The sequence below is a fragment of the Arthrobacter sulfonylureivorans genome, assembly GCF_047607445.1.
GTDB classification, from domain to species: domain Bacteria; phylum Actinomycetota; class Actinomycetes; order Actinomycetales; family Micrococcaceae; genus Crystallibacter; species Crystallibacter sulfonylureivorans_A.
Genome location: NZ_JBLKRT010000014.1, coordinates 47,015 through 61,261 on the forward strand (window position 1 = coordinate 47,015; position 14,247 = coordinate 61,261).

The window sequence follows — 14,247 nt, forward strand, 5'->3', positions numbered from 1 at the left end:
TCACTGTATCCGCATCTTTTAACTAAGGACCGAAGCACTACCCATGCCCCGTCGCCAGACTCCCGCCCCCGAAGAGGACTTCACGGAGAACATCGTCGATATTGACGTGACCTCCGAGATGGAAGGCTCCTTCCTCGAATACGCCTACTCGGTCATCTACTCGCGCGCGCTGCCCGATGCCCGCGACGGGTTGAAGCCGGTACAGCGCCGGATTCTGTACATGATGACCCAGATGGGACTGCGGCCGGACCGGGGGCATGTGAAGTCCGCCCGCGTGGTCGGCGAAGTGATGGGCAAGCTGCACCCGCACGGCGACGCCGCCATTTATGACGCCATGGTGCGCATGGCGCAGTCGTTCTCGCTGCGGATGCCGCTGATCGACGGGCACGGCAACTTCGGATCGCTCGACGACGGTCCGGCGGCCCCGCGATACACCGAAGCGCGGCTGGCTGCCCCGGCGCTGGCGCTGACGGACCATCTGGACGAAGACGTGGTGGACTTCGTCCCGAACTACGACAACCAACTGATGCAGCCGGAAGTCCTCCCGGCCGCCTTCCCCAACCTGCTGGTCAATGGTTCCTCCGGCATCGCCGTGGGCATGGCCACCAACATGGCTCCGCACAACATGGGCGAAGTGATCGCTGCGGCCCAGCACCTGATCGCCCACCCGGAAGCGACGCTTGAGGACATCATGCGGTTCGTCCCGGGCCCGGACCTGCCCTCGGGCGGCAAGATCGTGGGGCTGGACGGCATCCGGGACGCCTACGCCACCGGACGCGGCTCGTTCAAGACCCGCGCCAAGGTGGAGGTGGAGAAGCTCACCGCCCGCCGCACCGGCCTGGTGGTCACGGAACTGCCCTACGGCGTCGGCCCGGAAAAGGTGATCGAGAAGATCAAGGACGCGGTCACGTCCAAAAAGCTGCAGGGCATCAGCGACATTGTGGACCTGACCGACCGGCAGCACGGCCTGCGCTTGGTCATCGAGCTGAAGAACGGCTTCAATCCCAACGCCGTACTCGCCCAGCTATACCGCTATTCGCCGATGGAGGATTCCTTCGGCATCAACAACGTCACGCTGGTGGACGGGCAGCCGCGCACCCTGGGCCTGCTGGAGCTGCTGCAGGTCTATGTGGACCACCGGATCGGCGTGGTCCGCCGGCGCACGGCCTTCCGGCTGGGCAAGAAGAAGGACCGGCTGCACCTGGTCGAAGGCCTGTTGATTGCCATCGTGGACATCGACGAGGTCATCCAGATCATCCGTTCCTCGGACGAGGCAGCTGCCGCCCGCGAACGGCTGATGGCCATCTACGACCTGTCCGAAATCCAGGCCAACTACATCCTGGAACTGCGGCTCCGCCAGCTGACCAAATACTCGCGGATCGAGCTGGAGAAGGAGCAGGACGAACTGCGCCGCGAGATTGCGGAGCTGGAGGAGATCCTGGCCAACGAGTCCACGCTGCGCCAGCTGGTCTCCACCGAGCTGGGCGAGGTCTCCGCGCTCTACGCCACGCCGCGCCGGACCGTACTGCTCGAATCGGAGGCTGCTGCCCCGCTGCGCGGCACCGCGCTGCCAGCGCCCGCCGCTACGGGCAAGAACGCCAAGGCGGCGCTGCCGCTGCAGATAGCCGACGACCCGTGCTGGGTATTGCTGTCCGCTTCCGGCCAGCTGGCCCGGACGGTGGACCAGGAGCCGTTGGCGGATGGCCAGCGGATCCGGCACGATGCCCTGCTGTCCGTGGTGAAGACCACCGCACGGGCCGAGATCGGAGCCGTCACCTCGCTGGGCCGGATGCTGCGGCTTCCGGTGCTGGACATGCCTGTCCTGGCCGGGTCGGCCGGCTCGCCGAACCTGGCCGGCGGTGTTCCGGTCAAGGAGTTCATCACGCTGGCGAAGGGCGAATCCCTGGTGGCGCTGGCGCCGCTGGACAAGGTGCTGGCCATCGGCACCGCGCAGGGCGTGGTCAAGCGCGTCACCCCGGATTACCCGCTGAACCGGGAGGACTGGGAGATCATTGCGCTCAAGCCCAAGGACTACATTGTGGGCCTGGGGGTACCGACCGACGAGGACGAACTGGTCTTCATCACGCGGCAGGCCCAACTGCTGCACTTCCCCGCCTCCACGGTGCGGGCCCAAGGGCGGACCGCCGGCGGTGTGGCCGGAATCAAGCTGGCCGCCGACGACACGGTAACGTTCTTCGGCTCGGTCGCTGCCGGCGATGCGGACGCCGTCGTCGTCACCGTGGCATCGACTCAGGACGCCCTGCCGGGCACCTCCCCCGGATCCGTCAAGGTCACCCCGTTTGCCGAGTACCCGGCGAAGGGCCGCGCCACCGGCGGTGTCCGCGCGCACCGCTTCCTGAAGGGCGAAGACGTGCTCTCGCTGGCGTGGGCCGGTCATGGTCCGGCGAAGGCGAGTTCCTCCAATGGTGCTTCGCGGGCGTTGCCCACCGAGCATGGCCGCCGCGATGGTTCGGGCATCCCGCTGTCCCAGTCGGTGGATGCCGTCGGTCCGTCCTTGTCGCAGCAGTCGCAGCCCTCGCAACAGGCAGCAGAAGACTCGTAGGCTGGGAGCATGCCGATCCCTCCGGATACCAAAGACTGGACCTGGGTCACCGAACGGCGCTGCCCTGAATGCGGCTTCGATCCGGCCGGCATCACGCCGGACCGGATCGGCCCTGCGGTGCTGGCGTCGGTGCCGCGCTGGCAGGCCGCCTTGGCGGAACCCGGCGTCAGCATCCGTCCGGACAGCAGCACCTGGTCAGTCCTGGAGTATGCCGCCCACGTGCGCGACGTCTGTCGTGTGTTCGAAACCCGGTTGCAGCTGATGCTGCGCCACGACAACCCGGGCTTCCCGAACTGGGACCAGGACGCCGCAGCGGTGGAGGGACAGTACGCCAGTTTGGATCCGCGCGCCGTGGCCGAAGAGCTGGCCGCGGCCGCAGCCGACGTGGCCGCCGGTTTCAACGCGGTGACTCCGGCCGAGTGGGACCGCCGCGGCCTGCGCAGCAACGGCTCCGCCTTCACGGTCACCACGCTGGGCAGCTATTTCCTGCACGACGTCACGCACCATCTGCACGACGTCGGCGCCTAGCTACCCTACAGACCCGCCCGCCAGCCACTAACGACGGCGGCGCCCGAGCCAGGCCACGTCACGTCAGGCCGAGTCAGATCAGGCCGAGTCACGTCAAGGGCAGTTCATAGTCCAGGTAGCGTTTGGTCGGCACGTAGCCCATCCTCGTGTACAACGCCAGCGCGCCGCTGGGATTCTCGGTGTCCACACCCAGCCCGGCATGGGCCATCCCGCCGGCCTTGAACCGGCGCATCGCCTCGGCCAGCAGCGACTGGGCGAGCCCGCGGCCGCGCCACGGCCGACGGACGCCCAGCAGATTGGTGAACCCTTCGTCATAGCCCGACTGCAGCACGAAAGCGGGGTCAAAGCTGGCCACCTGGTACGCCACCGTCTCGCCGGACGCGGCCTCCACTACCGACATACTCCATTCCGGCTTGGTCTCCGGGTGCTGCACCAGGGTCTTCCACCGTCGCTCGTCCCTCGGCTCGCTGCCCCAGTGGTCGGCGAACGCCTCGTTGTGGGCCAGCCGCACGGCTTCGCTGTCCCCCGGGTCCAAGTCCACAAAGGCGAAACCCTGCGGCAGCGGTGCGTCCGGAATCTCGTCCAGCGGGCGGGTCATTTCGGTGAAGTAGCGCACCACCGTGGCGCCCACCGCCGCCATCAAGGCGTTGTGCGCCGGATCTTGTTCCTCCGTGCTGGTCCGCAGGACGCCGCCGTCTATGCCGGCAGCCTTGAACCGGCGGCGCTGGCAGTCGGCCTGCCATGCATAGAGTGCCTTCCCGATACCGCGGCGGCGCCAGTCCGGATCCACTCCGCCCCAGGTGTGGGCCACCGGTGAGCCCGCGTTGGCATAGACCCGTCCCACGGCACGCACGGTTCCGTCGGCATCCAGCCCGACGGCGGTGGACTCCGCCGGGTCGTTGGCAGGGTCGTCGAAAGCCTCGGCCAAGTCCGCGGTCGTCTCGGTCCAGACCGGTTTGTCCACCGCGGCCATCCGTTGAATCAACCGGTGCCAGCCGTCGATGTCTGCCTCGGTCATGGCCCGCCACTGCAGGCTGCCGCCGGGATCGGCCGGGAGATCGGGATTCGTCATTGCCTCAGCCTAAGGCAGCAGCGTACTTGCCGGTAGACATCCGCAAGCGGTGCTCGCACCACGCCGCCTGGCGCTCGTCATGGGTCACCATGACCACTGCCTTGCCCGCGAGCGCGCGCCGCAGATCCAGCAGCAGGGCGTCCGCCGCCTCACGGTCCAAATGCGCGGTGGGTTCGTCCAGCAGCACCACGTCCGCGTCGGCGAGCAGCGCCCGCGCCACGGCCAACCGCTGCCGCTGGCCGCCGGACAAGAAGTGCCCGCTCGGGCCGATGCGCGTCTGAAGTCCGTCCGGGAGTCCGGCCAGGAAGTCGCCAAGCCCCACCGCGGCCAGCGCCGAGCGCAGCTGCTCCTCGCTGGGCGCCTCTTCCGGCGGTCGGGCCAGCAGCAGGTTGGCCCTTACCGTGGAGTTGAAGAGGTGCGCTTCCTGGGGCATCCAAGCGATAGCGGAGCGCGGTGCTGCGCCGTCCGCACCGTTGACCAGATACTGTCCGCTGGCCAGCGGCAGGAATCCCAGCAGCACGCCCAGCAGCGTGGACTTTCCGCTGCCCGACGGCCCGGTCACGGCGAGCCATTGCCCGCGCTGCACCCGCAGATCCACTCCGGAGAAGGCATCCTGGGCCGCGTCGGGATACCGGTAGGACGCATCTCGCAGCTCCAGCTCGTCGACGGCGGCCGGCGCGGCCACCGCTTGGTCGGCAGGGAGCGCCGTGCTGCCCAGATCCGGCGCCACCCGCGCCCCGGCAGCACGCCACGCACCCCACTGCTGCACCGCGGTGTTGACTGCCATGAACGGCTCCACCAGCGCCAACTGCATGAGGACGACGACGGCGGCCACCCCAGGTGCGGTGCCGTCAGCTGCCCCAATCATCACCACCGCTGCCAGCGAGCAAGCCAGCGCGGTCAGTCCGTGGCCCAGTCCCTGGGCCCAGGCGCTGCGCCGCACTGCCGCTGTGGACTGCCGGTCCAACCGCCGGGCCCGCTGCAGCAGCGGTAGGGCAGCCGTGTTGGCGGCCAGATCGGGGGCGGCTGCCAGCAGCCGCGTCACGGCGTTCAGTGACGTGCCCTTGAGCTGCACGTTGGTAGCCTGCGCGTGGCGGTCGGCCCAGCGGGTCAGGGCGGGCGCCAGCACCACACAGACCGCCGACAGCACCAGTTGCCAGCCGAGGGCGGCCGGCATCAACAGCGCCGTGGCTACACAGGAGGCCGCGGCCACCAGCAGCCCGACCAGCGGGGCAAAGACGGCCCGCGGAGCGATGTCGCGCAGTTCGTCCACATCTCCGACCAGCCGTTCCAGCGCGCCGCCGCCGCGCGCCAGCCGCCGCCACGCTGCCGGCCGCTGCAGCAGTCCGTTCCACAACCGGAGCCGCAGCCGGTCGGTGCTGTCAAAGACCGCGTCGTGCAGCTTCAGCCGCTCCTGGTAACGCAGCACCGAGCGACCGATGCCGAAGAACCGGACACCGACGATGGACGTCATCAGGTGCAGGATCGGCGGTTGCTCGCTGGCGTAGACAATCAGCCAGCCGGACAGTCCGGCCAGCGAGACGGCGAAGAGTGCTGCGCCGAGGCCGAAGCACAGCGCGGCCAGGAAGCGCGGGCTCCACGGCCGCAGCAGGGCCACTTGCCGCCAGAGGCCGGGTCCGGCAGTGGGGACTCCGGCATCGGGCGCGTCGGTGTGCCGGCGCTCGGCCGCAGCCTCGGTGTGGTCCGTGTCCGGTTCCGCCGTCGGTGCGACGCGGCCGGATGAGAGCGCGGGGGCGGCTCCCCCGCCGGACGGGGCTACCGGCACCACATGGTCGGCGAGTGCCGCGGTGTCCGGGTCGTGGGCCACCAGCACGGTGGTCACGCGGCCGCGGAGCCCGGCCAGCGCTGCCTCAATGGCACGCGCACTCCAATCGTCCACATGGGCGGTGGGTTCGTCGGCGAGCAGCACGTCCACCCCCGGGACGTGCTCGATCCGGACCAATGCCCGGGCCACGGCCACCCGCCGCAGTTCGCCGGGGCTGAGGTCGCCGGTGCCGGCGTCCGCCAATCCGGCAGCGTTTACTGTGGACAGTGCTTCCCTGGCTGCTGCCTGCCCGGCCGCTCCGGTCAGGCCCGCGTACAGTGCCACTTCGTCGGCCACCGTCGCTTCCGAGGGGACCGGGTGCTGCGGGATCCAGGCGATCCGGCCGCGGTGGATGCCGGTCACCTCTCCGGTCAGCCGGATGCCCGCACCGTCGCGCCGCAGGCCCGCCAATATTTCCAGCACTGTGCTCTTGCCGCCGCCGCTTGGTCCGGACAGGGCAGTGATGCGGCCCGCCGGGGCGGTGAAATCCAGCCCGGCCAGCACTTGCCCCCGGCCGGGGTACGCTGCGGACAGGCCGGACACGCGCACGTCCGGTGCTCCCCCGCTTGCCGGCACCAGACCGGCGGGCACCGGACCGGCAGGCACCAGACCGGCGGGAACCGGGCCGGCAGGCACCGAACCGGCGGGCACCGGGCCGGCGGGCACCGGGCCGGCGGGCACCGGGCCGGCGGGCACCAGGGCCCGTCCGGCCGGTGCATCCAGCACGGCCTTGCTGCGCTTGAGCGCTTCCATTCCATCTTCGCTGGCATGGTGCGCCGAGCCGAGGTCGCGCAGCGGCTGGAAACAGTCCGGCGCCAGGATCAGCGCCAGCAAGCCGGCTTCCAGCTCCATTCCGCCGTACACCAGCCGGATGCCGACGAACACGGCCACCACGGCCACCGAAATGGTGGCGATCAGTTCCAGCGCCAACGAGGAGAGGAAGGCGACCCGCAGCGTGGCCATGGTCCGTTCGCGGTAGGCGCGGGCAACGTCGCGCAACGCCTTGGTCTGCGCCGCCGCCCTGCCCAGACCGACCAGGACCGGAAGACCACGGGCCAGTTCCAGCAGATGGTCCGAGAGCCGGTCCAAGGCCGCGGCGGCTTGCTCGGTCCGGTCTTCGGTGTGCTTGCCGATCAGGATCATGAAGACCGGGACCAGGGGCAGCGTGAGCACCACAATCAACGCGCTCACCCAGTCCGCGGCCAGGATCCGCAGCCCCACCAGCAGAGGCACCACGGCACAGGTCACCAGCGCCGGCAGGTACTTGGTGTAGTAGTCGTCCAGGTTGTCCAGGCCCCGGGTGGCCAGCACGCTCAGGGCGCCGTCGCCGGTGGAGGCGGCGCCGCCGGCCGGAGCACCTCCGTCTTCCAGGATCCGCTCGGCCAGGCGGGCACGCAGGTCCTGCTTGACTCCCGCTGCCGCCCGCTGAGCCGCGACGTCCTGGCCCCAGGCCGCCGCCGCCCGGAGCATGGCGCCGATGGCCCCGGGCAACAGCACCCCGTCCCAGCTAAAGGTACCGGCCGCCAGGCCGGCCACTCCGGCGGCCACCGCCGAGGCGAGCAGCACCAGTCCGGCGGCCTTGACGGCGGCGGCTAGCCCCAGCAGGTACAGCGCGCGTTTGCCGGCGGCGCCCACCGGCGGCATGGGCTTCACTGCGCTTCCTTCACGGGGACTTCCTTCACTGCTCGGTCTCCACTGCTCTTTCTTGACTGCTCTGTCTTCACCGCTTGGTCTTTACGGCTTTGCCTTCGCGGCCCGGTTCGGGCTTCGCTGGTTTAACCTCACTGCACGACGACGGCGTGCGCGGCGGGGATAGCGGACGAACTCACCCGTTTGCGGAACACCCAGTAGGTGTAGCCCTGGTAGACCAGGACGGCCGGGATGCCGAACAGTGCCACCACGCTCATCACGCCCAACGTGTAATCGGACGAGGAAGCGGATTCCACCGTCAGGTTGAAGGCCTCGTTGATGGTGGAGGGCAGCACCGTGGGGAATACCGCGGTGAAGATCGTCACCGTCCCGGCGACCAGGAAGACGCCAAGCCCGGTGAATGAGAGCCCGTCACGGCCTGCCTTGGCCAGCAGCCAGGCGGCCACCGCGCCAATAGCGGCAATCAGCAGTGTCACCACCGTGACCGCCTTGCCGTTGCGCAGCACCAGCGCCGCGGCCCAGACGGCCATCGGCAGCAGCGCCACCGGCAGCCAGCGCAGCACCAGCGCCTTGGCACGCAACCTGATCTCGCCGTCGGTCTTCAGCATCAGGAACGCTGCCGCATGCACCAGGCAGAAGCACACGACGGCCAGCCCGCCCAGTACGGCGTAGCCGTTGAACCAGGCGAACGCGCCGCCCACCCGGTCGCCGTTGGCGTTAAGCGGCAGGCCGGTGGTGGTCAGGCCCAGCATGGCGCCGACCCCGAAGGCCGCGACCAGGGAGCCCAACGCGATCGCCCAGTCCCAGCCGGACCGCCAGCGGTCGGAGTCCACCTTGCCGCGGTATTCGATGCCGACGGCGCGGAAAATCAGGGCCAGCAGCACCAGCACCAGCGGCAGGTAGAGGCCGGAGAACAGCGCGGCATACCACTGCGGGAAGGCCGCAAACGTGGCGGCCCCCGCGGTGATCAGCCAGACTTCGTTGCCGTCCCAGACCGGCCCGATGGTGTTGAGCAGCACGCGGCGCTCGGAGTTGTTCCGGGCGAAGCCACGCATCATCATGCCGACGCCGAGGTCGAATCCTTCCAGGAACAGGTAGCCGGTCCAGAAGAAGGCGATGACGACGAACCAGACAGTGGGCAGGGTTTCCATGTAGTCCTCTTATCGTTCCGTGGGAGCCGTTCAGTAGGCGAAGGAGAGCACGTCGTCAGCGTCGCTGTCCTTGCCGCGGCCGCCGGTGCCGTCGCCGCCGCCGTGCGGGCCGCCGTCGTCGTCCTTCTTGGCACTTTCCTTGTTTGCACTTTCCGCGGACGGTGCGTGCAGCAGTTCAGGCATGGCTGCGGGCACACCGCCGCGGCAGTAGGCGGCCAGCAGCTTCACTTCCACCACCAGCAACGTGCCGTAAACCAAGGTGAAGGCACTCAGCGAGAAGATCAGCTCTCCCAGCGAGACGCCCGGCGAGACCGCGGCGGCGGTGAACATGAACACGTTGTCGATGCCGTCGGGATCCGGGTTGGGCGCGACGACGAACGGTTGACGGCCCATTTCGGTGAAGATCCAGCCGGCCGAGTTCGCGCCGAACGGGGCCAGGATGCCAAACACGGCCAGCCGCATCAGCCACTTTGATTCCGGCACGGTGCCCTTGCGCACCACCCACAGGGCGACGGCGGCGGCCGCGGCGGCCAGCATGCCGAAGGTGATCATGATGCGGAAGCCCCAGTAGGTGACCTCCATGACCGGCACGTAGTCGATCTCGGTGCCGGCACGCTCGCCGTAGATCGGGTCGTCCGGCAAATGCGTGCCAAAGCGTTCCTGGTACTCCGGCAGCAGGGTGTTGATGCCCCGGATGTCGGTGTCAAAGTCGCCGTTGGCCAGGAAGGAGAGCATCCCGGGCAGCTCCACCACGGCCACCATGTCGGCGCAGTCGTTCGAGCCGAGGTCGCCGACCGAGAGAATGGAGAAGCCGGTGCCGTCGTGGCAGGCAGCCTCGGCAGCCGCCATCTTCATGGGCTGCTGGTCGAACATGAGCTTGGCCTGCAGGTCACCCGTGAGCGAGACGCCGGCGAAGGAGACCACCGCGACGACGGCGCCGATCCGCAGCGAGCGGAGCCAGACTTTATGGTCCGCCGCGTCCCGGCCGCGGGAAGGCTCCGAACCGACGATTACCTTGCCGTCCCCACCGACGGTATCGATGCCGTCGCGGCGCCGCTTCCACAGGTGGTACCAGCTGATGCCCAGCAGGAACCCGCCGGCCACCGAGAGGGCGCCGAAGATGGTGTGCGGGAAGGCCACCAGCAGGGTGTTGTTCGTCAGCACGGCCCAGACGTCAACCATGACGGGCCGCCCGTCGATCATTTCGACGCCGACCGGGTGCTGCATCCAGGAGTTTGCGGCCAGAATGAAGTAGGCCGAACAGATGGTGGCCAGCGAGGCGCACCAGATACTGAGCAGGTGCACGGCCTTGGGCAGCCGGCCCCAGCCGAAAATCCACAGGCCCAGGAAGATGGACTCCACGAAGAACGCCAGCAGTGCTTCCATAGCCAGCGGCGCGCCGAAGACGTCGCCGACGAAGCGGCTGTATTCGCTCCAGGCCATGCCGAACTGGAACTCCTGGACCAGGCCGGTGGCCACGCCCATGATGAAGTTGATCAGGAACAGCTTGCCCCAGAACTTGGTCATCCGCAGGTACTGGTCCTTGCCGGTGCGGTACCAGGCCGTATGCATGATCGCGACCAGCAGCCCCAGGCCAATGGTCAAGGGCACCATCAGGAAGTGGTAGACGGTGGTGATGCCGAATTGCCACCGTGCGATTTCCAGTGCTTCCAACCCGCTGCCTCCCGGACTGACGTAGCTCCCGGATGGCCCGGGAAACCTTTTCTACAAGCCGTAGAACTTAATCTTCTACGTACTGTAGAACATTTGCGCGAAAGACGGTAAATTAGAGACCAAGAGCACGGTCGCGGGAAGGTACCGCGGGCCGTTGATTCGACGTTAAGAGACGAAAAGGAACCAAATGGCTACTCTCGGAGATCTGGAACGGGCAGTCATGGACGTGCTGTGGTCCCAGAACGCTGCCGATCCCGACGAAAGCGGGCTCACGGCCAACGAACTGCGCGACCTGCTGGCTCAGGCCACCGCCGACGGAGCGGACGGCAAGGAGCTGGCCGTCACGACGGTTCTGACAGTCCTGTCCCGGTTGGAGAAGAAGGGGCTGGTCCAGCGCGGCCGGGACATCCGTCCGCACCGCTACCGGGCGGTCACCAGCCGTGAAGAGCACACCGTGGAACTGATGCACGAAGTCCTGGGTTCGGCGCCGGACCGCGAGGCCGTCCTGGCCCGCTTCATCGGTACGGTCACGGAGCAAGAGGCCGAGGCGCTGCGCAAGATCCTCTCCAGCTAAAGCCGAATGTTCCTGGCCTCCTACCTGCTGGCCGCCTTGGCGGTAATTTTGGCATGGCCGGCGCCCATCCTGCTCTCACGGGCACGCTGGACGGCGCGAAGTCCGGAGAGCGCGCTGGTGCTGTGGCAGGCCATTGCCCTGGCCGGCGGGTTGTCCATGATCGGGGCCATGCTGACGTGGGGGCTGGAACCACTGGGGGAAAACCTGTTGCAGGGCCTTCGGGGCCTGACCGCGCTGTTGCTGGACGGCAGCCCAGATGCCGGACTCGACCTCATCCATGTGTTCGCCCTGAGTGCGGCTCTGCTGCTGACCGTCCATTTGGTCTTCACCTTGCTGCTGACCTACTACAAGATCCGCAAACAGCGCAGCCGGCACCGCGATCTGCTGAACTTGCTCAGTTCCCCGTCCGCCGACTCGCCGCGGACTCTGGTGATCAACCATCCGGCACCGGTCGCCTACTGCCTGCCGGGCGGCGGCGGTTCTGTGACGGTGCTTTCCAACGGGTTGCTGGAACTGCTCTCCCCCGATGAGCTGCAGGCAGTGATGACGCACGAAAAGGCGCATTTGGACCAGCGCCACGATCTGCTTTTGTGGGCCTTCGCCGCCTGGCGGTCAGCCCTGCCGTGGCTGCCCACGTCGAAACTGGCCCGGACCGCGGTCAACGAGCTGACCGAAATGCTCGCCGACGACCACGCGTTGAAGACCTCGGACCGCGAGACCCTCGTGCGGGCGATCGCCGTGGTCGCGGCGGGCGAACGGCCCGAGGCGGGGGCGGCGGTGAGCGCCGGCGTCGGCGACCCGGCGAAGGCCTTGCTCGGCGCGGCCGAGACCGAAACCTTTGTCACCGCGCACCGGCTGCGGCGGCTGCTCTCCCCCGTTCCGGCCCTCGGCCGCGCGGCGCAGTCGGCGGTGCTGCTGGGGTCAGCTTTGTTGCTGGCCGTGCCGACCGTGCTGCTGGTGGCGCCCGGCCTGGCGTCCTAGGCGTCGATCCGTTCGCGGTCCAGCATTGAGGCGCCGGCCACGATGAACTCCTTGCGCGGCGCCACATCCGAGCCCATCAAGAGGTCGAAGGCGCGCTCGGCGGCTTCGGCGTCCTCGATCCGCACCCTGCGCAACGTCCGGTGCCTGGGTTCCATGGTGGTTTCGGCCAACTGGTCGGCGTCCATCTCGCCCAGCCCCTTGTAGCGCTGGATCGGTTCCTTGTACTTCCTGCCGTCCTGCTCCAGGGTGGCGAGCAGCTTGTGCAGTTCGTTCTCCGAATAGGTGTACACCACTTCGTTGGCCTTCGAGCCGGCGTTGATGATCTCCACCCGGTGCAGCGGCGGCACCGCGGCGTAGACCCGGCCGGCATCGACCAGCGGCCGCATGTAGCGGAAGAACAGCGTCAGCAGCAGTGTGCGGATGTGTGCGCCGTCGACGTCGGCGTCGGTCATCAGGACCACCTTGCCGTAGCGGGCGGCGTCCAGCTGGAAACTGCGGCCGGACCCGGCCCCCACCACCTGGATGATGGCGGCGCATTCGGCGTTGGACAGCATGTCGCCCACCGAGGCCTTCTGCACGTTGAGGATCTTGCCACGGATCGGCAGCAGCGCCTGATGGTCGGAGGACCGGGCCAGCCGTGCGGTGCCCAGGGCGCTGTCGCCCTCGACGATGAACAGCTCGGACCGTTCCACGTCGTTGGTGCGGCAGTCGATCAGTTTGGCCGGCATGGTGGAGGTTTCCAGCGCATTCTTCCGCCGCTGTGTCTCCTTGTGGACGCGGGCCGAGATGCGGGATTTCATCTCGCTGACGACCTTCTCCAGCAGCAGCGCGGATTGCGCCTTGTCTCCCCTGTTCGAAGAACCCAACTTCGCTGACAGTTCCTTCTCCACCACGCGCGAGACGATGGCACGGACGGCTGAGGTGCCGAGGATTTCCTTGGTCTGGCCTTCGAACTGCGGCTCGGCCAGGCGGACGGTGAGTACTGCGGTCAGGCCGGCGAAGACGTCGTCCTTCTCGATCTTGTCGTTGCCCGCCTTGAGCTTGCGTGCGTTGGCTTCGATCACCTTGCGGAAGGTCTTTAGCAGCGCCTGTTCGAAGCCGCTCTGGTGCGTCCCGCCCTTCGGCGTGGCGATGATGTTCACGAACGAACGCACCGTGGTGTCATAGCCGATGCCCCAGCGCAGCGCCACGTCCACCTCGCAGTCGCGGTCGACCTCGGCGATCTTGCTGTGGCCGTTCTCGTCGAGCACCGGAACGGTTTCTTTGAATTTTCCCGAGCCGTGGAAGCGCCAGACATCTGTGACGGCGCTGTCGTTGGCCAGGTAGTCGACGAACTCGCCGATGCCGCCGTCGTGGTGGAACACTTCCTCGAAGGGACCCTCTTCGCCGGGGGTACCGGGCAGCCGGCGTTCGTCGCGCAGCGTGATCTTCAGCCCGGGAACCAAGAAGGAGGTCTGCCGGGCCCTGTTCTGCAGTTCTTCATAGGAGAACCTGGCGTCCGGGGTGAAGATCTGCCGGTCTCCCCAGTACCGGATGCGTGTGCCGGTCACGCCGCGCTTGGCGGTGCCCACCACTTCCAGCTTGGATCCCGTGACGAACGGCTCGAACGGGGACTCCGGGCCCGGGCCCTTGGCAGGGTCGATGAATTTGCCCGGTTCGCCGCGGCGGAAGGACATCTGGTAGGTCTTGCCGCCGCGGTCCACCTGGACATCCAGCCGGGAAGACAGCGCGTTGACCACGCTGGCGCCCACGCCGTGCAGGCCGCCGGAGGCGGTGTAGGAGCCGCCGCCGAATTTGCCGCCGGCATGCAGTTTGGTGAACACCACTTCAACACCGCTCAAGCCGGTCTTCGGCTCGACATCCACCGGGATGCCCCGGCCGTCGTCGTGGATCTCCACCGCCCCATCCGGGTGCAAAGTGATCTTGATGCTCTGCCCGTAGCCCGCCAGGGCCTCGTCAACCGAGTTGTCGATGATTTCCCACAGGCAATGCATCAGCCCGCGGGAATCGGTTGAACCGATGTACATGCCCGGCCGTTTGCGGACGGCTTCCAGTCCTTCCAGAACGGAAAGATGGCGTGCTGTGTACTCAGACTTCGTTGGCGCCACGTGTACAGGTGCTCCTTGGCAAGACAGAACGGCGGTTCCTGGCCGCGGCCCGCCGCGAATAACGGACCGTTACTAGGCTAATCCCCTTTACCCGCGCGCTTGTGCACCGCGCCGCACCGGT

Annotated in this window: 9 protein-coding genes; 4 read left to right on the forward strand and 5 right to left on the reverse strand. The window is 68.0% G+C overall.

The window, feature by feature from the left end; genetic code table 11:
• The first annotated feature begins 43 nt into the window (after positions 1–43).
• On the forward strand, positions 44–2,563 hold the full coding sequence (locus ACMX2H_RS08720) for a DNA gyrase/topoisomerase IV subunit A (RefSeq protein WP_414960117.1): 2,520 nt from the start codon (positions 44–46) through the stop codon (positions 2,561–2,563).
• Between the two features lie 9 nt (positions 2,564–2,572).
• Complete coding sequence (locus ACMX2H_RS08725; RefSeq protein WP_414960118.1) at positions 2,573–3,091, forward strand: DinB family protein; 519 nt, start codon at positions 2,573–2,575, stop codon at positions 3,089–3,091.
• Positions 3,092–3,179: 88 nt separating this feature from the next.
• On the opposite strand, the gene ACMX2H_RS08730 is transcribed toward ACMX2H_RS08725, so the two are convergent.
• The 4 genes from ACMX2H_RS08730 to ACMX2H_RS08745 all read right to left on the reverse strand — a co-directional run bounded on the left by ACMX2H_RS08730 (position 3,180) and on the right by ACMX2H_RS08745 (position 10,463).
• The gene (locus tag ACMX2H_RS08730) at positions 3,180–4,163 is read right to left on the reverse strand and encodes a GNAT family N-acetyltransferase (RefSeq protein ID WP_414960119.1); all 984 of its coding nucleotides are present in this window, start codon (positions 4,161–4,163) and stop codon (positions 3,180–3,182) included.
• Positions 4,164–4,167: 4 nt separating this feature from the next.
• Complete coding sequence (cydD, locus tag ACMX2H_RS08735) at positions 4,168–7,632, reverse strand: thiol reductant ABC exporter subunit CydD (RefSeq protein WP_414960155.1); 3,465 nt, start codon at positions 7,630–7,632, stop codon at positions 4,168–4,170.
• Positions 7,633–7,769: 137 nt separating this feature from the next.
• A complete protein-coding gene (gene cydB / locus ACMX2H_RS08740; protein ID WP_414960120.1) occupies positions 7,770–8,789 on the reverse strand; it encodes a cytochrome d ubiquinol oxidase subunit II in 1,020 nt (339 codons plus the stop codon).
• A gap of 30 nt (positions 8,790–8,819) precedes the next feature.
• Positions 8,820–10,463 (reverse strand): cytochrome ubiquinol oxidase subunit I, encoded by a 1,644-nt coding sequence (locus ACMX2H_RS08745; protein WP_414960121.1) that lies wholly within the window; start codon positions 10,461–10,463, stop codon positions 8,820–8,822.
• 187 nt (positions 10,464–10,650) lie between these two features.
• Here ACMX2H_RS08745 and ACMX2H_RS08750 point away from each other — a divergent pair, with 187 nt between their 5' ends.
• A complete protein-coding gene (locus ACMX2H_RS08750) occupies positions 10,651–11,037 on the forward strand; it encodes a BlaI/MecI/CopY family transcriptional regulator (RefSeq protein ID WP_136785107.1) in 387 nt (128 codons plus the stop codon).
• 6 nt (positions 11,038–11,043) lie between these two features.
• Positions 11,044–12,018, forward strand: a complete 975-nt coding sequence (locus ACMX2H_RS08755) for a M56 family metallopeptidase (protein WP_414960122.1) — start codon at positions 11,044–11,046, stop codon at positions 12,016–12,018.
• Here ACMX2H_RS08755 and ACMX2H_RS08760 read toward each other — a convergent pair.
• Positions 12,015–14,126, reverse strand: coding sequence for a DNA gyrase/topoisomerase IV subunit B (locus ACMX2H_RS08760; protein ID WP_414960123.1), 2,112 nt, complete (start codon positions 14,124–14,126; stop codon positions 12,015–12,017). The two genes, ACMX2H_RS08755 and ACMX2H_RS08760, sit on opposite strands and share 4 nt — an antisense overlap.
• Positions 14,127–14,247 lie beyond the last annotated feature (121 nt).